Genomic DNA, 17,397 nt, shown 5'->3' with positions numbered 1-17,397 from the left:
CTCCGTCATGCGAACAGCCGGCGCCAGGTTTCCGGGCCCGGGTAGCCGTCGGCCGCGGCGCCGCGCCAGCCCTGGGCGCGCTGGAAGGCCTCGACGCTGCGGCGGTCGGCCTCGCTCCAGCGGACCCCGGGGCCGGACGTGTAGTTCTTGCCGAAGCCCTTCTTCACCAGCTGGCGGCCCAGGCCGGCGATGAACGGGTGGGTGGACCCGGGGCGGAACGCCGACGGCCCCGGATAGGCCGGCACCCCGGCGGGGCCCGGTGCGGCGTCCACCGTCGGCCGGATGTCATTGCCCTTGTGTTCGACGAGCAGTTGCCAGGTGTGCGCGCCCGGGATCCCGTCGGCGTCCGCGCCCGTCCAGCCCTGGGCGGTCTGGAAGGCCTGGGTGGCCAGCCGGTCGGAGTCGCTCCAGGCCGTGCTCGCGCCCTTGGGGTAGAAGCGGCGGCCGCCGCGGTCGATCAGCATCCGGCCCAGCTGGGCGACGTACTCGTTGTTCGCGCCCGGCCCGAACTGCGTGGCGCCGGGGAAGACCGTCGGGACCGCCGGCTTCGGGTCGGTCGCCGGGTCCGGCTCCGTGATGCCGCCCGTCACCCCGTTGAACCGGTACGGCACGTACTTCGTCGCGTTGGTCCAGTAGCCGTACGGGGTGGCCCCCTTCCGCGTGGTCGGGCGGGTCTGCTCGTACGCGACGTAGTGCGTGCGCGTCTCGTCGACCCACCCGCCGAAGAGCACCACGTGCGAGCCGTTGGTGGGGTTCGACGGATTGTGGAAGAGCAGCATGTCGCCCGGCAGCAGCTCCTCCTTGGTGATCTTGGTGGCGAATTTGTCGAGGCTGCCGGTCCACTCGTTCGTACCAAGGTTCCAGGCCATCGAGACGTAGCCGGAGCAGTCCTGCCGGTAGCCGTCGGACCAGTACGTGGACATGCTGTACGGGACCTGCGCGTCCAGCCACAGCTTCGCCCGGGTGATGATCGACGTCCGGTCGATCCGCTTGACGGCCGACGGCGCCCCGGGCAGACCCGCCGGCTTGGCCGGTGCCGGGCGCCCGTGCAGCGGGGACCGGCCGCCCTGCGGGGAGCCGGGGATGTCGGGCGCGGGGGCCTCGGGGGCGGGGGCATCGGGGGCCGGGACGTCGGCGGCGGTGGTGTCCAGGGAGACCGGCTCCGGGCCGGGGGCCGGGGTCGCCGCCGCCAGTGCGGCCGAGCCGCCACCGCTCAGGACCACACCCGCCGTGGTGGCCAGCACCAGCGCCCGACGGGTCCCGCGGGCGGCCGGGTGGCCGCCGTCACGGAGCGGTATGGCCCTCGCGCGGGCGAGGGCACGACGGCGCTGCGTGCAGCCGAGGCAGGCGCAGTCGCCTGCGGGCTCGTACTCCTCGAAAACGGGCATCGGCATCGCTGCAGGCATGGGTGCAGGCACCTGCACATGCATCGGCGGCTGGATCGTCATGCGGTTCCGTCCACTCCCCTGCTCGTCGCTGGTCCGGCGGGCCACGCATCTGTCGGGGCATCAGATTCGGCTCGGCCCAGACATATCGTGCACGATAAACCCCTCAAACATGGGTTAATCGGACAAGGCGGGCGCGGCTGGTCACGAGCACCACTCGAGGTGGGGTAGAGTTTTCCCTGTCAGCAAGCGCCGCTAGCTCAGTTGGTTAGAGCAGCTGACTCTTAATCAGCGGGTCCGGGGTTCGAGTCCCTGGCGGCGCACAGACAGGGGAAAGCCCCTCGCAGCGAAAGCTGCGAGGGGCTTTTTCGTCGTGTCGCGCGGCCCTAGGGTGGCGGGGGGCCTCCTGCGCCGGTCCCCGGACTCCTCCCGCGGTCCGGGCGCGCCGCGCGGTCGAGGACCGGACGGCCGGCGGTGCCGGGGCGGGTGCGCGCGAACGTGCGCGTGTCGCCTCACGCCGCCGCGCCGGGCCGGACTGCCGCTCCGGCGCCACCGCCCGCGCCGGTACGTGCGCCCGTACCCGGCCCCGGGGGCGGGGTCGTGCCCGTCAGGTAGGCCGAGACGACCACGTTCGCCGTGTACTCCTTGGCCGCCTTGTCGTACGTTCCCCCACAGGTCACCAGGCGCAGCTCGGCCCGGCCGGGGACCCGCTGTCCGTAGGCGCGGTGCGCGTCGAAGCGGGCCCGCTCGTAGACCCGTACGTCGTCGATCGTGAACTCGGCGACCGAACCGTCCATTCGCACCACGCGCACCGTGCCGCCCGGGCGTGCCGAGCTCAGGCCGTAGAACACCGCCGGCTTCGAGGCCGTGTCCACGTGCCCGACGAGCAGCGCGGCCCCGGCCTCGCCCGGCTTGGCGCCGCCGCCCCACCAGCCGACCGTGCCGGGGCGCTCGAACGGCGGGGGCTCGATGGCGCCCTGGGCATCGAGGCCGCGGGAGATCACCGGTGCCTGGATGCCCATCGACGGCACGTCGACCCGTGCCGGCACGGACGCCGCCAGCGGCGCGTGCGCGACGGGCAGCCCCGGGACCGGGATCGAGGAACCGCCCGCCGCTCCGGCGGACGGGCTCGGCGGGACGCCGGTGATCTCGCGGCCCCACAGCCACAGGCCGAGCACCAGTACGGACCATGCGGCGAAGGTCAGCAGCCGCCCGCCGCCGGAGGACCTGGGCTCCCCCGAGCCCGTCACCGGCGGGCCCTCACTCGCCGCTGCGGCGCCGGCGCAGCGTGAGCGCCCGGAACGCGACGGCCAGGGTGGCCGCGGCGGCGAGCACGGCGCCGATCACGGTGTGCGGAAGGCCGGGGCCGTCGCCCCCGTGGTTCTTCTTGGCGGCCGCGGCCTGGTCCTGCGCCGCGAGCTCGGCGGACATGCCGCCGCCGCCCGCGTGGACGGGCCAGACGGGAGAGCGGTGGGGATCCGGCCGGTCGCGCTCCTTCTCGCGCTCCTTGTCATGGCCCTTCTCGTGATCGTCGCGCCGGCGGACGACCTCGATGGAGCCGCGGACGCGGTCCTCGCCCCCGTCGCATTTCACCCGGATGTCGTGCCAGCCGGGCTGGGCCGTGGAGCTGACCATCGCATCTCCCGTCAGCGTCCTGTCCCCGTCACGGCCGGACGACAGGTGGACCTCCGACACGAAGACGGCGGACTTGGCGGACGCCCATTTGTCCTCACATCCGCGGACGCGCAGCTTGACCTGCGCCCCCGGCTCGGCCTGGTGCGGATCGACCGAGACGCCGCCGCGGTTCTCCTCGCCCGCCGCGAGGACGGTGGGCGCGGACACGGCGGTGAGCGCCGTCAGGGCGACGGCCACCCCGGTGACACGGAGAGCGATCAGAGCACTGCGCATGGTGAACCTCCTCAACAAGGAGGTTCACGCGCGGCGCGGCGCTCCGCATCCCGAGCGCCGCGGGCTTGACCCGTTCGGATCAGACGAGATCGACCAGGTCGGCGATGGAGTCGACGGTCTTGGTCGGGCGGTAGGGGAACTTCTCGGTGTCCGCGGCGGAGGTCAGTCCGGTCAGGACGAGGAAGGTCTGCATGCCGGCCTCGAGCCCGGCCAGGACGTCGGTGTCCATGCGGTCGCCGATCATCGCGCTGCTCTCGGAGTGCGCGCCGATGGCGTTCAGGCCGGTCCGCATCATCAGCGGGTTGGGCTTGCCTGCGAAGTACGGCTGCTTGCCGGTCGCCTTGGTGATCAGCGCGGCGACGGCGCCGGTGGCGGGGAGCGGTCCCTCGGTGGAGGGGCCGGTCTCGTCGGGGTTGGTGCAGATGAAGCGGGCGCCGGCGTTGATCAGGCGGACCGCCTTCGTCATCGCCTCGAAGCTGTACGTCCGGGTCTCGCCCAGGACGACGTAGTCGGGCTCGTGGTCGGTCAGGATGTAGCCGATGTCGTGCAGGGCGGTGGTGAGGCCGGCTTCGCCGATGACGTACGCGGTGCCGCCCGGGCGCTGGTCATCGAGGAACTTGGCGGTGGCGAGCGCCGAGGTCCAGATGTTCTCGACGGGGACGTCGAGGCCCATGCGGGACAGCCGGGCCTGGAGGTCGCGCGGGGTGTAGATGGAGTTGTTGGTCAGGACCAGGAAGGGCTTGCCGGATTCGCGCAGCCGCTTGATGAAGGCATCGGCGCCCGGGATGGGGGTGCCCTCGTGGATCAGGACCCCGTCCATGTCGGTGAGCCAGGATTCGATCGGCTTGCGCTCTGCCACTGGACTGTTCTCCGCTCTCGGTGGCCGTGACCTCTGACCTGTCACCTTCGGCCTGCGACCGCTGGTCTGAACCACCCTATCGGGGCCGGGCCGTGGACGCTTCGGGCGTCCACAGCCCGGACCGCGGGGGGCCTGGATCAGCCGAGCTTGACGTTGTCCACGGTCCAGTACCAGTTGTTGGTGCCGGCGTAGCGGAAGCGGATCTGGACGTCGGTGGCGCCGGCCGGGACCTGGAGGGCCAGGGACTCCGACCTGGCGACCGCGTCGGCGGTGTAGCTCTTGACGACGGTCGGCGTACCGCCGTTGTAGGAGACCAGGACCTGGGCGGTCTGGCCGGCCTCGTGGTGGTAGTGGGTCTGGAAGGTCAGGTTCTTCGTGGTACCGCCGGTGACCGCCCACTTGGGGGTGATCAGGGTGGAGTCGTAGGAGCCGGTGTGGGACTTGTCGTCCCACTCGTCGGAGTCGGCGACGGCGAACACGTCGCGGGAGCGGACGTTCAGCTCGCGCCACTGGTCACGCTGGGCCTGGCTCCAGAACTCGTCGGTCGCGAAGGCCCAGCCGGCCCACTCGGTGACGCCGCCGGTGCCCATCTTGGAGTTGTCGACGGCCCAGCCGGCCGGCGGCGTGTGCGTGAAGCCCTTGACGCCCGCGGGGATGCCCGTCTCGCCCACGCGGCCCTGGAGGTTCGGCCGCAGGGTGTCGAACGGGTCGTTGTCGTCGGGCGCGTTCAGCGGGATGCCGTCGATCGCGGAGCCGGGGTCGACGCCGACCTGCGCGAGGGCGGTGGCCGCCACGTCGACGAGCTTGACGTCGGTGCGGACCGAACCGGCCGGGATGCCCGCGCCCTTGGCGATGACGAAGGTGCCGCGCTCCTGGATGGTGGAGCCGCCGTGACCGCCGGCGTCGGTGTGCCCGTGGTCGGTGGTGACCAGGATCTTCCAGTTCTCCTGGGCATACGTCGGGCGGTTTTGGACGGCGGTGAGGAGCTGGCCGACCATCGCGTCGACGCGGCCGATCGCGTCGAGGTACTGCTGGCTGGCGGCGCCGTAGGAGTGCCCGGCGCCGTCGACCTGGCCGAAGTACACGAACGCGGCGTCCGGGTTCTGGTCACGCAGCTCGGCGGAGGCCGCGGCGGCGATCTTCGGGTCCTCGGTGCCGTAGCCGTCCCGGTCGCCTTTGAGGCTGAGGCGCTTGTCGACCTTGGCGGAGAAGATCGGGCCGCCCGCGTCGGTGGAGGTGATGGGCTCCCAGTCCGCGGCCGCGTACGTGTTGAGCGACGGCTTGGCGTTCTCGATGCGGGTCAGGAAGTCGGGGTGGGCCGTGTAGTTCTTGCCGGTGAAGGTGTTGTCCTTCACGCCGTGCTTGTCGGGCCAGACGCCGGTGGCGATGGTGGACCAGCCGGGGCCCGAGGAGGTCGCGGCCATCGGGTTCGCGTAGAGGGTGCTCTTCGCGGTGAGGCCCTGGGCCATCAGGCCCTGCAGGTGGGGGGCGTTGGCGGCCTTGACGCGGTCCAGGACCGTGCCGTCGATGCCGATGACGAGGACCTTGTCGGTGATCGCCGCAGTGGTGGCGGCCGTTTCGGCGGTGGCGGCGTGCGCCGTGAGGGCGGTGGCGAGCAGGGCCGTGGCGGTGGCGGTCACGGCGAGGGCGCGTCCTGACAGGACAGTGGGCACGTACTCCTCCGGGAGTAATCGTGGGGAAGGCGCAGGTGGACTTGCATGGGGGCGTATCTGAGGGCGTACGCCGCGAAGTGCGCGGGGACGTGCGCCGGGTCCGGACCGAAGGTGCGGGCTTCGGTCCAGACCCGTTATGCAAGCGTCACTTTCCTGGTCGTGGGTGACCAGGAGGCAACCAGTCAGCTTCCGGTGGCCGACTTCCACGCGTCGACGTAGCCCGCGAGGTTCTTGTCGATGTCGGCCCAGTCCGGCTCGAAGACCTCGACACCGGTCATCAGCTTGGTGAGTTCGACGGCGTTGGCGTCGGTCGGCTTGACGTCGGTGCGCGCGGGGAAGCCGCCGCCGACCTCGCTGACCAGCTTCTGGGCGTCCTCGCTGAGCAGGTAGTCGAGGAGCTTCCTGCCGTTCTCGGTGTGCGGGGCCTTGTCCACCAGGCCGGCCGCGTACGGGAGGGCGAAGGTGGTCGGCTTGCCGCCGTCCTTGGCGGGGAACCAGATGCCCAGGTTCGGCATGGACTTGGACTGGGCGAAGTTCATCTGGACGTCGCCGTTGGCGACGAGCAGCTCGCCCTTGTCGGTCTTCGGCGCGAGCTTGCTGGTGGAGGAGGACGGGCCGACGTTGTTGGCCTGGAGCTTCTTCAGGTACTCCAGCGCCGGCTCCTTGCCGCCGAAGTCGTGCATCGCCTTGATGAGGACGGCGGTGCCGTCGCCCGCGACACCCGGGGTGGAGTACTGGAGCTTGCCCTTGTACTTGCCGTCCAGCAGCTCCTCCCAGGTCTTGGGCGCCTCGGCGAGTTCCTTCTTGTTGTAGACGAAGCCGAAGTAGTTGTTGACGACCGAGGTCCACTTGCCGTCGGCGGCCTTGTTCGCCCCGTTGACCTTGTCGGATCCCTGCGGCTTGTACGCCTGGAGCAGGCCCTTGCCGTCCGCCTGCTGGATGAACGGCGGCAGGGTGGCCAGTACGTCGGCCTGGGTGTTGGTCTTCTCGCGGACGGCGCGCTGCACCATCTCGCCCGAGCCGCCCTCGACGTACTTGACCTCGATGCCGGTCTTCTTCGTGAAGTCGGCGAAGACCTTGTCGTACCAGCCGTCGCCCTTGTCGCTCTTGAGGCCGTCGGCGCTGTAGACGGTGACGATCTTCTCGCCGCCCTTGGACCCGTCGGAGGACGAGCCACCGCAGGCGGTGAGGCCGGCGGCGAGGGCGAGGCTGCCGGTGGCGGAGGCGGTGATGCGCAGGAGGCGGCGACGGCTGTCGGCGTTTCTGAGGTTGCTGGACATGGAACTTCCTTACGGGGAAAAGGGAGTCAGCGGTACGTGGCTCTGGTGCGGATGCGGGAGACGGCCAGGAGGACCAGCAGGGTGGCGGCCATCAGGACCACGGCGACGGCGGAGCCGCCGAAGAGCGAACCGCGGTCGGTGGCGGTGAAGATCCGGACCGGGAGGGGCATCCAGTCCGGCGGGTAGAGCATCATCGTGGCGCTCAGCTCGCCCATGGACAGGGCGAAGCAGAGTCCGGCGGCCGCCGTCAGGGACGGCAGCAGGAGGGGAAGCTTGACCCGCCACAGCACGTAAGCGGGACGGGCGCCCAGGGAGGCCGCCGCCTGTTCGTGCGCGGGGTCGAGACGAACGATGGCGGCCGAAACCGACTGGTGGGCAAACGCCGTGACAAGAATCGTGTGCGCCAGGATCACGATTGAGCTGGTGCCGTTGAGCAGCAGCGGGGGCTTGCTGAAGGCGACCAGGACGGCGAGGCCGACGACCACGGACGGCACGGCGACCGGCAGCATGAACAGGGCGTCCAGGGAGCGTCTTCCGCGCTTCTTCAGCCCGGCTGCGGCCAGCGCGGCCCACGTGCCGACGGTGAGCGCGAGCAGGCTCGCGACGAGGGCGGTGACCAGCGAGGTGGTCAGCGCCTGGAGGGATTCGCCCTGTACCGCGGAGGCGTAGTTCCCGGTGGTCGGGCCGGAGGGGAAGGCGCCCGACCAGTGGGTGGAGAAGGACGCGGCGACCACGACGAGCAGCGGCAGCGCGAAGAGGGGAAGGAAGAGGAGCCCGAACAGGCCCCAGACGGCCCAGCGGCCGCTCCTGCTATGCACCAGCACGCTTGCTCACCACCCGGTAGAGGCCGAACAGGCCGACGGAGATCGCGATGTTGACGACGGCGACCACGCAGGCGGCCGAGTAGTCGGATTCGAGGATCGCCTTGCCGTAGACGAGCATCGGGAGCGTGGTGACGTCCTTGGCTCCAGTGAACAGGACGATCCCGAACTCGTTCAGGCACATGACCAGGACGAGGCTGCCGCCGGCGGCGAGCGCCGGAAGGGCCTCGGGGAGGATCACGCGCCGGATGATACGGGCGGGCTTCGCCCCGAGCGAGGAGGCCACTTCGAGCTGGGCGGTGTCGAGTTGGGAGAAGGCGGCGAGCAGCGGACGCATCACGAAGGGCGTGAAGTACGTGATCTCCGCGAGCAGCACGCCCCACGGCGTGGTGAGGAAGTGGAACGGCCCTTCGGCGGCGCCGGTCACGTCGGTCCAGACCCCGTTGGCCATGCCGACGGTGCCGTAGATGAAGAGGAGGGCGAGTGTGATGAGGAAGGAGGGGAAGGAGAGGAAGACGTCGATGAACTTCGCGACGCCGCGCGCCCCGGGGAAGGGCACGAACGCGATGATCAGCGCGAGTGCGAAGCCGAGGGCGAGGCAGCCGACGGTGGCGCCGGCGGCCAGCCAGACCGTGGTCCCGAGCGCCTCGCGGAAGGCGTGGGAGCCGAAGACGGAGGTGTACGCGTCGAAGGCGCCGCCGCCGCTCTCGGGGGTGAGGGACTGCTGGACGACCAGCGCGAGCGGGTAGAGGAAGACCAGCGCGAGCACGGCCACGGGCGGTACGGACCAGAGCCAGCCGGGCACGGTACGGGGCGCCCGTGCGGCGGGGGCCGCAAAGCCGCCCGGGGCTCCGCCCGGGCCGTCGGGACCGCCCGGTGCGAAGCTTCGTACGGTCTGGTTCTTGTTCCGGTGCCGGGCCCCGGCCTGGTGTTCGGGGCGGGCCTGCTGCGGGACGGTCGTGGTGGCCGGGGCGGGGACCTCAGCCATCGCAGACCCCCGCCGACAGCAGGACCGCGTCGCGCGGTTCGAAGTGCAGCGTCACCGTGTCGCCCAGCGCGGGCGTCTCGCGCAGCTCCGGCAGGTCCGCCTTGACGCGGTGGCCGTCGACGTCGACGTACAGCCGGTGCGTCGAGCCCCGCCACTGCACCTCGGCGATCGCGCCGGTCAGCGCGTTGGGGCCGGGCCCGAGGCCGAGCAGGTGCGGCCGTACGCACAGGGTCGCGCTCGCGCCCGGCGCGGCCTGCCCGCGGTCCAGCTCCAGCGCCCGCCCGGCGAAGAGCGCACCCGAGTCGGCGACGGTGACCGGCAGCAGGTTCGCGTTGCCGACGAACGACGCGGTGAACTCGGTGCGCGGCGCCCGGTACAGCTCCTGCGGAGTGCCGCAGTCCTGCAGCCGCGCCTTGTCCATGACCGCGATCCGGTCGGCGAGGGTCAGTGCCTCCACCTGGTCGTGCGTGACGTACAGAATCGATACGTCGGGCAGTTCACGGTGCAGCCGGGCCAGTTCGGCGAGCATCCCGGAGCGCAGCTGCGCGTCGAGCGCGGACAGCGGCTCGTCGAGCAGGAGCACCCCGGGCCGTATCGCCAGCGCCCGGGCGATCGCCACGCGCTGCTGCTGCCCGCCGGAGAGCTCGCGCGGGTAGCGCTTGGCGTACGCCGCCATGCCGGTCATCTCCAGCGCCTCGGCGACGCGCCCGGGTATCTCGGCCTTGGGGGCCTTCTGCGCCTTGAGGCCGAACGCCACGTTGTCCTCCACCCGCATGTGCGGGAAGAGCGCGTACTGCTGGACGACCATGCCGATGCCGCGCTTGTGCGGCGGGAGCGCGGTGACGTCCCGGCCGCCGATCAGCACCCGGCCCGCGCAGGGCCGTACGAAGCCGGCGACCGCGCGCAGCGCCGTGGTCTTGCCCGAGCCGGAGGGACCGAGCAGCGCCATGACCTCGCCGGGTTCGACGCTCAGGTCGAGCCGGTCGAGCACGGTGTTGCCGCCGTACGCGACGCTGACGCCCTCGAAGCGGATGCCGCTCACGCCGACTCCAGCAGGACCGAGGGCAGTTCGGCGATCGAGTCGAGGACGTGGGTCGCGCCGTGCTCGGTGAGCGCGGCGAGGTCGTGGGCGCCGGTGAGGACGCCGGCCACGATCCCGGCGCCGGAGCGGCGGCCGCTGAGCATGTCGTACGCGGTGTCGCCGGCGACGACGACCTCCCGTACGTCGTCTGCGGCCCCGGTGCGCAGGAAGGCGGCGAGCACCATGTCGGGGTAGGGCCGGCCGCGGCCGCCCGCGTCGGCGGGGCACAGGGTGAGGTCGGCCAGGCCCTGCCAGCCGAGGGCGTCGAGGATGGCGTCCTGGGTGACGCGGGCGAAGCCGGTGGTCAGGACGACGGTGCGGCCGTCGGCGCGGAGCTTCTCGATGGCCTGGCGGGCGCCGGCGATCGGGGCGATGAGCCCGCCGTCGACGAGCTCGCCGTACGCCTCCTCGAAGGCGGTGTTGGCGCGCTGGGCCATCTCCTCCGTGCCGAAGAGGTGGCGGAAGACGGAGATCTTCGACTCGCCCATGGTGTCGCGGACGTACTGGAGCTTGGCCGCGTGCTCGGCGGTGCCCGGCTCGACGCCGATGCGTTCGGCGGCGCGCTCGAAGGCGCGCTCGACGAGGCCGCCGTCGGCGACGGTGGTGCCGGCCATGTCGAGGACGACGAGGTTGCGGGACGCGTTCTTCGTGCTGCTGTTGCTCATGTTCTCTACCAGCCCAGTTCGTTCGCGGTGGTCTCGGCTATGGCGGGCGAGCAGGTCATCCCGCGGCCGCCGGGTCCGGTCACCAGCCAGACGCCGTCGGCCACCTGCTGGCGGTGGACGACGCGGGTGGTGTCGGTGCACTGCGCGTACACGCCCGCCCAGCGGCGCCGGATCTCCGGCAGCGGGCGGCCCAGGAAGGACTCGACGACCTCGGTGAGGTACGCGTACGGGTCTTCGAGGGTGTCGAACGCGAAGGGGTGCTCGTACTCGTGGGTGTCGCCGATGGTCAGTCCGCCGTCCTGACGCTGGACCATCAGCAGCTGCATCTTGTGCGCGGCGGCGATCGGCGCCTGCGCCTGCCCGGCGTTGAGGGCGTCGAGCGCGTCGCTCTTGTACGCGGGGTAGTAGCGGAAGCTGTCGGCGTCCGCGATGGAGGTGGTGAGCTCCTCGCCGAGCGGGGCGGTCTGCATCATCTGGAGCCGGACGCGGCGTACGGGCAGGTCGGGGACCAGCTCGCGGACGAGTCCGGACAGCCAGGCGCCGGTGGCGAGGATGACGGCGTCGCCCCGGTGGACGTCGCCGTGGTCGTCGCGGACGGCGCCGTTGCCGACGACCTCGCGCACCTCCCGTCCGGGCAGGAAGGTGTAGCGGCCGCTCGCCCCGAGGGCTGCGCGCAGGTGGAGCTGGGCGGTGCGCGGCTCGACGGCCGCGTCCCGTTCGCACCACAGGGCGGCATCGAAGGCGCCGCGCAGGGCGGGGTTGATCTGCCGGGCCTCCTCGGCGGTGACCAGTTCGTAGCCCCGGGCGGCGGCGTCGGGGCGGGCGGCGGCCGCCTCGGCGACCGCGTACTCGCGGGCGCCCCGGACCGGGGTGAGGGAGCCGATCGCGCGGAAGCCCAGGCCGGGCACCTCCGCGCCGATCCGCTCCCAGAGCTCGCGGGCCCGCAGGGCGGTCTCGAGCTCCTCGCCCCCGGCCCGTCCGCTGACCCAGATCTGGCCGAAATTGCGCAGTGACGCGCCTCTGGCCTCCGCCTCTCGCTCGATCTGGACGACCTCGTGGCCGCGTTCGACTGCTTGCCAGGCGTGCATGGTGCCGACCACGCCGCCTCCGACGACTATGACTCTCACGCGCTCCACGGTGGTCTCGGCCCGTGGACCGGGGGGATCGCGGTGGCAACGGGACGGTGAACAACCCTCGACGCTTGGACTAGACCCGTTACCTTCTCGTTACCTGCATGGGCCTTGAGTACGTCCCTTTTCGGCATGTTGGCGGTGATCCGCTCGGGACTACTCAGGGCGGAGGTGGGTCGTGAAGCTGAACCGGTCACCACGGTAGAGCGAACGCACCCGCTCCAGGGGACGCCCGTCCTGGTCCCGGGAGAAGCGGTGGATGAGCAGCATGGGGAGGGCCGGCGGGGTGCCGATCAGCAGGGCCTCGCGGGGGGTGGCGAGGACGGTCTCCAGCTTCTCGTCGGCGTCCCCGAACGAGATCCCGAGCCGGTCGAGGAGGTACCCGTAGAAGGAGGAGTCCGGCTGGAATTCGGTGTCGAGGCGGGGCGCCCGCGCCACCCGGATGTACGTGCTCTCCAGGCCCACCCGCTCGTCGTCGGCGAGCAGGACGCGCTCCAGGTGCCAGACGGGCTCGCCGGGCTCGGCGCCGATGCCGGGGGCGAGCTCGGGCGGGCAGGTGAACTGCTCGAGCCCGATGAGGTGACGGCCGGGCCGGCGGCCCTGGCGCCGTACGCCCTCGGTGTAGCTCGCGAGGGAGAGGGGCTGTTCGAGCTTCGGCCCGGCGACGACGGTCCCGCGGCCGGAGCGGCGGATCCGTCCCTCCAGCAGCAGCTCGCGCAGGGCCTGCCGCACGGTCTCGCGGGACACCTCGTACCGCTCGGCGAGATCCCGCTCGGTGGGCAGCAGCCCGCCCTCGCCGAGGTCGTCGAGGAGGTCGGCGATGAGGGCCTTGACGGCGTAGTACTTGGGGATGCGCCCGTGCTCCGGAATCCCGGACCGAACGGGCGAGCCGGGACGGTGGTGCTGGTTCTGTTCTTCCACCCTGGGACTGTACGCGGCGGGGGTGTACGCAGATCAGCGCGACGGGGTACGGGGGCGGCGGCCGGGCTACGCGGGGGTACGCAGTCGGCGGGCCGTCAGCAGGAGGCCGCCGCCAGCGGCGAGGGCGGCCGCCGCGCCGCCGGCGAACGCCCAGTCGCGGGGGCCTGTGTGGGCGAGGGATCCGGCCTCGCCCCTCTCCCCCTCCGGCCCCTCGACGGAGAACCGGTAGCCGCCGGCCTCGCCGACCCAGTCGCCGTCGTCGGCCCGCCGCTGCACGAGGGCGGCGTCGGCGACGACCTCGCCGGCGGGGGTGCCGGGCGCGAAGGACAGGCGGACCGTGACGGTCAGCGAGCCTCCGCCGCGCACGGCGAAGCCGGAGAAGGCCTCGCCCCCGTCGAAGACGGCGATGATCTCGTCGCGGTCACTCCGCTCGAGGCTGACGGGGAAGGTCCCGCCGGGGGCCTCGAACTCCATCCGGAAGTGGGCGGGGAGCAGGGCGCGGGCCTTGTCCGTGAACACCACGACGGGGTGGATGGCGGTGCATTCGGAGTTCGTCGTGTTCGTGAGGTCCAGGAACCAGGTCTGCGGCCCGCCGCCGGCCCGGTACACGGCCGGGCCGCCGCGGATCCGCGCACCGATGGGGAAGGCGGTGCTCTTCCCGTCGCCGCAGGTGGCCTCGATCCGGGACGGCAGCGCGGGCGCGGGGTGCGCGCCGCCGCCGTTGCCGATGTCCGCGGCGGAGTTCGGCGCGCAGAGGGCGACGGCGACCAGGGCGGCGGAGAGGGCAAGGGCTTTGCGCAGTCGCATGGAAGACCTTCGCTTCGCTGCTCGCCGGACGGGAGGATGGTCGGACGAGGCGACAATCACCCCGGCCTCCCCGCACCCTCCCATGCCCCCACACCCCCCTCCCCCCGCCACGCCACCCCGCCCCGCGCTTACGCCTGATCGGCCCACCGGGCCGGGTCACCGCCCCCACGGGCTCGCCGCCGGCGGCGCACCAGCCGCCGGGCGCCCCCGTGGAAGGCTGCGGATCGCGCCGGGCACCGCACACCGCGCGCCGCGCCGGGCGATGGAGCCTCAGCGCACGCGGCCGAACAGCGGGGCCAGGGCCAGTTCCGCCGCGCCCTCGGCGACGCCGTCCTCGGACGCGGCGACCTCCGGAATCGGGCCGCCCAGGGTGCGGGCCGCCAGGACGCGGCGGACGCCCTGCGTGAAAACCTCCGGGGCGGAGTCCACCACCCGCCCCCCGAGCCACACCCGGTCCACGTCCAGCAGCGCGACCACGTTCGCAGCGCCCTCGCCCAGGATCCGCGCTGCCTGCGGGAGGTCGCCGCGGGCCACCGCCGCGAGGCAGAGCACCTCCGCGCAGCCGCGGCCTCCGCACCGGCAGGGCGGCCCGTCCAGGCTCAGGACCTGGTGTCCGAACTCCCCGGCCGCGGACCGCTCCCCCCGGTAGACCTCGCCGTTGAGCCGGAGCCCGGCCCCCAGGCCGGTGCTCAGGTGCAGGTAGAGCGAGGTTTCGAAGGCACGGCGGCCGGGGGCGGCGGCGCCCGCGCTGGTGTCCTTGTCCAGCACCACCGGCGGGGCGTCGGCTCCGAGCCGCTCCGCCACCGCCTGCCGCAGCGGGAACCCCTCCCAGTCGGGGTGTCCCGTCACCCGCCCGAGTACGCCCGCCTGCCAGTCCAGCGGCCCCGGCGCGGCGACGCCCACGCCCAGCAGGGACCGCGTCCCCGCCTCCCCGCACAGCCGGATCACGGCGCGTACGACCTCCTCCGCGGTGGCCTCCGGTCCGGCCCCGAAGTCCAGGGGGCCTCGGAGCCGGTCGACGACCGTGCCCGCAATGTCCACCCGCACCGCCCGCAGCTCGTCGCGGTCCGCGTGGACGCCGACGGCGTGCCGGGCACCCGAGACCAGCCGGAGCAGCGTCCGCGGCTTGCCCCCGGTGGACTCGCCGCGCCCGGCTTCGGTGACCAGCCCCTCCGCCCGCAGCCGCGCCGCGATCTTGCTGACGGCCTGCGGGGTGAGACGTGTGAGGGCCGCGAGGTCGGCGCGGCTGAGGCCTTCGATGCCCGCCTCGCGCAGCAGGCCCAGCACCAGCGCGTCGTTGTGCCCGCGCAGCGCCGGTAGGTTCACGCCGCTTCCGTTGCCCTTGCTCTCCCGGTCCACCTCTCCATTGTCCACCCTCCTTGCACTTAGGCAACGCTGTTGCCAAAGTAGGAGCCATGACCGCCACCACCTCCCCCTCCGCCCCCCTCCGCGTCGGCCTCGTCGGCTACGGACTCGCCGGCTCCGTCTTCCACGCGCCGCTCGTCTCGGCCACGGACGGCCTCGTCCTCGACACGGTCGTCACCTCGGACCCCGGCCGGCAGGCCCGGGCGCGCGAGGCGTACCCCGACGTCCGGATCGTCGGCTCCGCGCAGGAGCTCTGGGACCTCACCCCGGCCCTCGACCTGATCGTCGTCGCCTCCCCCAACAAGACCCACGTCCCGCTCGCGACCGCCGCGCTCAACGCCGGCGTCCCGGTCGTCGTGGACAAGCCGCTCGCCGCCACCGCCGCCGAGGCCCGCGCACTCGCCGCCCTCGCCGACAAGACCGGCACGTTCCTGTCCGTGTTCCAGAACCGCCGCTGGGACAACGACTTCCTCACCCTGCGCCGCCTCCTGGCCGACGGCGAACTCGGCGAGATCCAGCGCTTCGAGTCCCGGTTCGAGCGGTGGCGCCCGCAGCTCAAGGGCGGCTGGCGCGAGTCCGGGGCCCCGGAGGAGGTCGGCGGCCTGCTGTACGACCTCGGCAGCCATGTCGTCGACCAGGCGCTGGTGCTGTTCGGCCCGGCCGTGCGCGTGTACGCGGAGACCGACGTACGCCGCCCCGGCGCCGAGGCGGACGACGACACCTTCGTCGCCGTCACGCATGCGAACGGCGTCCGTTCCCACTTCTACGTCAGCGCCACGACCGCGCAGCTGGGTCCGCGCTTCCGTGTGCTGGGCTCCCGCGCGGGCTACGTGAAGTACGGGCTGGACCCGCAGGAGGCGGCCCTGCGCGACGGGCAGCGGCCGGGCGTCGGGGAGACCCCGTGGGGCGAGGAGCCCGAGCACCTGTGGGGCCGGGTGGGCTCCGGCGAGTCTCCGCTGACCGGCGGCGGGACCCCGGTGCCGACCGTGCCGGGCGACTACCCCGCGTACTACGCGGCGGTGGCGGCGGCCCTGCGCGAGGGCGGCCCGGCGCCGGTCAGCGCGCACGAGGCGGCGCAGTGCCTGGCGGTGCTGGAGGCGGCGCGGATCTCGTCCCGGGACGGGGTGACCGTGGAGCTGGGTGCCGCCATGCCTTGAAAACGAACCGTTTGAGGTGCAAAGGCCATCTATCCTGCACAGGTTGTAGATCATCACATGTGTGAAGAACGGAACCTGTCTGTGAAGCTGCCCCGGATCGCATCGGTCGTCGCCACCGCTGCGATGGCCCCGGCCGTCCTGCTCGCGTCTCCGGCCTTCGCCGCCGGCTCCCCGGCGCCCGGCGCACCGGCCGCTCCGACCGTGCCGGACCAGGCCGCGGACGAACCGGCGGGGCGGCCCGCGGACAGGCCGGCGGCGAAGCCGGAGGACAAGCCCGCGGACAAGCCGGCGGACAAGCCGGCCGAGAACCCGGCCGAGGGCCCCCAGGCTGCGAAGGACCGGGCCGCCATCCAGGCGATCCTCGCGGACCCGGCGAGCGGGCCGGGCGTACGCGAGGCGGCCGGGAAGGCGCTCAAGGGATCGGCCGCGGACATGCGGAAGTTCCTCGAGGTGGAGTGGGCCCGCGAGCAGTTCACCGACGACCGGGTACGGGTCTCGCAGATCATCAGCGTCGGCGGCCCGGCCGTACAGAAGGCCGGCAAGGCCGCCCTGAAGGCGGACACCCAGGCCGCGCTGACCGAGTTCCTCAAGAACGGCCAGCACACGGCCCGCTTCGGGGACGACAGGGTCGAGCTGGCGCGAATGCTGGGCGGGGCCGGCCGCGGGATCACCGAGGCGGTCAACCGGCTGCTGGACAGCGGGACGCCCGAGGAGGTCCGCGAGTTCGTCGCGCACGGGCAGCACAAGATCCGGGCGGTGGACGACCGGGTGGCGCTGTTCGCGATGCTCGACGGCGCGGGGCCGGGCCTCAAGGAGGGCATCGTCAACCTCCTGAAGGGGAACCCGACCCCGGCCGAGCTGCGCACGTTCGTGACGACCACGCAGCACGAACTGCGCGACGACGACAACATGGTCCTGATCTGGGCGATGCTCAACAAGGCCGGCCCGGAGCTGAAGAAGGCCGCGATCATCGCGATCAACGGCACGCCCGCGGACCGCGTCGAGTTCCTGAAGACCGGGCAGTTCACGGCACGCGACAAGGACAAGGCCGCCGCCGACGCGCAGACCGGCAAGACGGACGCGGGCAAGGACGGCAGCGTCCGGCAAACGGTGGCCACCGGCACGACGGCGAACGGCACCACCCACCTCACCGCGGCGGGCGGGTCCGGAGCGCTCGCGAGCACGGGCACCCAGACCGCCCTGATCGCGGGCGGCGGCGCCGCGGCGCTCGGCGCGGGCGCGGGCCTGGTCTTCGCCGGCCGCCGTCGCCGCAGGTCCTCGAAGGACTGACCGACCGGCACTGCGTACGCACGCACGCACGCATCATCCGGATGTGACCGGATGGGAGGGGGACCGC

At 72.7% G+C, this 17,397-nt stretch carries 16 protein-coding genes and 1 tRNA gene; 3 read left to right on the top strand and 14 right to left on the bottom strand.

Translation table 11 applies throughout. The features are described 5' to 3' along the window. Positions 1-5: 5 nt before the first annotated feature. The gene (locus AB5J51_RS25080; protein WP_136225489.1) at positions 6-1,394 is read right to left on the bottom strand and encodes a peptidoglycan-binding protein; all 1,389 of its coding nucleotides are present in this window, start codon (positions 1,392-1,394) and stop codon (positions 6-8) included. Positions 1,395-1,634: 240 nt separating this feature from the next. On the opposite strand from AB5J51_RS25080, the gene AB5J51_RS25075 reads away from it, so the two are divergent. Further along, positions 1,635-1,708, top strand: a tRNA-Lys gene (locus AB5J51_RS25075). 189 nt (positions 1,709-1,897) lie between these two features. Here AB5J51_RS25075 and AB5J51_RS25070 read toward each other — a convergent pair. The 13 genes from AB5J51_RS25070 to AB5J51_RS25010 form a co-directional block, all read right to left on the bottom strand. After that, positions 1,898-2,635, bottom strand: a complete 738-nt coding sequence (locus AB5J51_RS25070; protein WP_053791200.1) for a class F sortase — start codon at positions 2,633-2,635, stop codon at positions 1,898-1,900. A gap of 10 nt (positions 2,636-2,645) precedes the next feature. Then, entirely contained in the window at positions 2,646-3,293 is a 648-nt protein-coding gene (locus AB5J51_RS25065; RefSeq protein WP_053791199.1) for a hypothetical protein, read from the bottom strand. A 79-nt stretch (positions 3,294-3,372) separates the two neighbouring features. Beyond that, on the bottom strand, positions 3,373-4,152 hold the full coding sequence (locus tag AB5J51_RS25060) for an HAD-IIA family hydrolase (protein WP_053791198.1): 780 nt from the start codon (positions 4,150-4,152) through the stop codon (positions 3,373-3,375). A gap of 137 nt (positions 4,153-4,289) precedes the next feature. After that, entirely contained in the window at positions 4,290-5,825 is a 1,536-nt protein-coding gene (locus tag AB5J51_RS25055; protein ID WP_369778695.1) for an alkaline phosphatase family protein, read from the bottom strand. 182 nt (positions 5,826-6,007) lie between these two features. Next, complete coding sequence (locus AB5J51_RS25050; RefSeq protein WP_369778694.1) at positions 6,008-7,105, bottom strand: 2-aminoethylphosphonate ABC transporter substrate-binding protein; 1,098 nt, start codon at positions 7,103-7,105, stop codon at positions 6,008-6,010. 26 nt (positions 7,106-7,131) lie between these two features. After that, positions 7,132-7,929: an ABC transporter permease gene (locus tag AB5J51_RS25045; RefSeq protein WP_369778693.1), complete on the bottom strand. Its 798-nt coding sequence runs from the start codon at positions 7,927-7,929 to the stop codon at positions 7,132-7,134. Then, positions 7,916-8,914 (bottom strand): 2-aminoethylphosphonate ABC transporter permease subunit, encoded by a 999-nt coding sequence (locus AB5J51_RS25040; RefSeq protein WP_369778692.1) that lies wholly within the window; start codon positions 8,912-8,914, stop codon positions 7,916-7,918. Before AB5J51_RS25040 ends, AB5J51_RS25045 begins: the two co-directional genes overlap by 14 nt. Further along, positions 8,907-9,956, bottom strand: coding sequence for an ABC transporter ATP-binding protein (locus tag AB5J51_RS25035; RefSeq protein ID WP_369778691.1), 1,050 nt, complete (start codon positions 9,954-9,956; stop codon positions 8,907-8,909). Before AB5J51_RS25035 ends, AB5J51_RS25040 begins: the two co-directional genes overlap by 8 nt. After that, complete coding sequence (locus AB5J51_RS25030) at positions 9,953-10,660, bottom strand: phosphonatase-like hydrolase (RefSeq protein WP_369778690.1); 708 nt, start codon at positions 10,658-10,660, stop codon at positions 9,953-9,955. The genes AB5J51_RS25035 and AB5J51_RS25030 overlap by 4 nt, the downstream gene beginning before the upstream one ends. Positions 10,661-10,665: 5 nt before the next feature. Continuing rightward, complete coding sequence (locus AB5J51_RS25025; RefSeq protein ID WP_369778689.1) at positions 10,666-11,787, bottom strand: TIGR03364 family FAD-dependent oxidoreductase; 1,122 nt, start codon at positions 11,785-11,787, stop codon at positions 10,666-10,668. A gap of 159 nt (positions 11,788-11,946) precedes the next feature. Then, a complete protein-coding gene (locus AB5J51_RS25020) occupies positions 11,947-12,711 on the bottom strand; it encodes a GntR family transcriptional regulator (RefSeq protein ID WP_053791191.1) in 765 nt (254 codons plus the stop codon). A 66-nt stretch (positions 12,712-12,777) separates the two neighbouring features. Continuing rightward, a complete protein-coding gene (locus tag AB5J51_RS25015) occupies positions 12,778-13,518 on the bottom strand; it encodes a hypothetical protein (protein WP_369778688.1) in 741 nt (246 codons plus the stop codon). A 270-nt stretch (positions 13,519-13,788) separates the two neighbouring features. Continuing rightward, positions 13,789-14,892 (bottom strand): ROK family transcriptional regulator, encoded by a 1,104-nt coding sequence (locus AB5J51_RS25010; protein ID WP_369778687.1) that lies wholly within the window; start codon positions 14,890-14,892, stop codon positions 13,789-13,791. A gap of 41 nt (positions 14,893-14,933) precedes the next feature. Between AB5J51_RS25010 and AB5J51_RS25005 the strand changes: the two genes are divergently transcribed. Together AB5J51_RS25005 and AB5J51_RS25000 are read left to right on the top strand one after the other, a co-directional pair. Then, on the top strand, positions 14,934-16,040 hold the full coding sequence (locus AB5J51_RS25005) for a Gfo/Idh/MocA family oxidoreductase (RefSeq protein ID WP_369778686.1): 1,107 nt from the start codon (positions 14,934-14,936) through the stop codon (positions 16,038-16,040). 81 nt (positions 16,041-16,121) lie between these two features. Continuing rightward, positions 16,122-17,330 (top strand): hypothetical protein, encoded by a 1,209-nt coding sequence (locus tag AB5J51_RS25000; protein WP_369778685.1) that lies wholly within the window; start codon positions 16,122-16,124, stop codon positions 17,328-17,330. Positions 17,331-17,397 lie beyond the last annotated feature (67 nt).

The sequence above is a fragment of the Streptomyces sp. R33 genome (assembly GCF_041200175.1).
Lineage (GTDB): Bacteria > Actinomycetota > Actinomycetes > Streptomycetales > Streptomycetaceae > Streptomyces > Streptomyces katrae_B.
Note: the sequence above shows the minus strand (reverse complement) of the source record. Positions and strands in the feature narration are given on the sequence as shown.

Excerpts from the sequence above, each read along its gene's own strand:
- AB5J51_RS25080 (WP_136225489.1), bottom strand. The coding sequence starts at position 1,394 with ATGCCGATGCCCGTTTTCGAGGAGTACGAGCCCGCAGGCGACTGCGCC.
- AB5J51_RS25065 (WP_053791199.1), bottom strand. The coding sequence starts at position 3,293 with ATGCGCAGTGCTCTGATCGCTCTCCGTGTCACCGGGGTGGCCGTCGCC.
- AB5J51_RS25050 (WP_369778694.1), bottom strand. The coding sequence starts at position 7,105 with ATGTCCAGCAACCTCAGAAACGCCGACAGCCGTCGCCGCCTCCTGCGC.
- AB5J51_RS25040 (WP_369778692.1), bottom strand. The coding sequence starts at position 8,914 with ATGGCTGAGGTCCCCGCCCCGGCCACCACGACCGTCCCGCAGCAGGCC.
- AB5J51_RS25030 (WP_369778690.1), bottom strand. The coding sequence starts at position 10,660 with ATGAGCAACAGCAGCACGAAGAACGCGTCCCGCAACCTCGTCGTCCTC.
- AB5J51_RS25015 (WP_369778688.1), bottom strand. The coding sequence starts at position 13,518 with ATGCGACTGCGCAAAGCCCTTGCCCTCTCCGCCGCCCTGGTCGCCGTC.
- AB5J51_RS25005 (WP_369778686.1), top strand. The coding sequence starts at position 14,934 with ATGACCGCCACCACCTCCCCCTCCGCCCCCCTCCGCGTCGGCCTCGTC.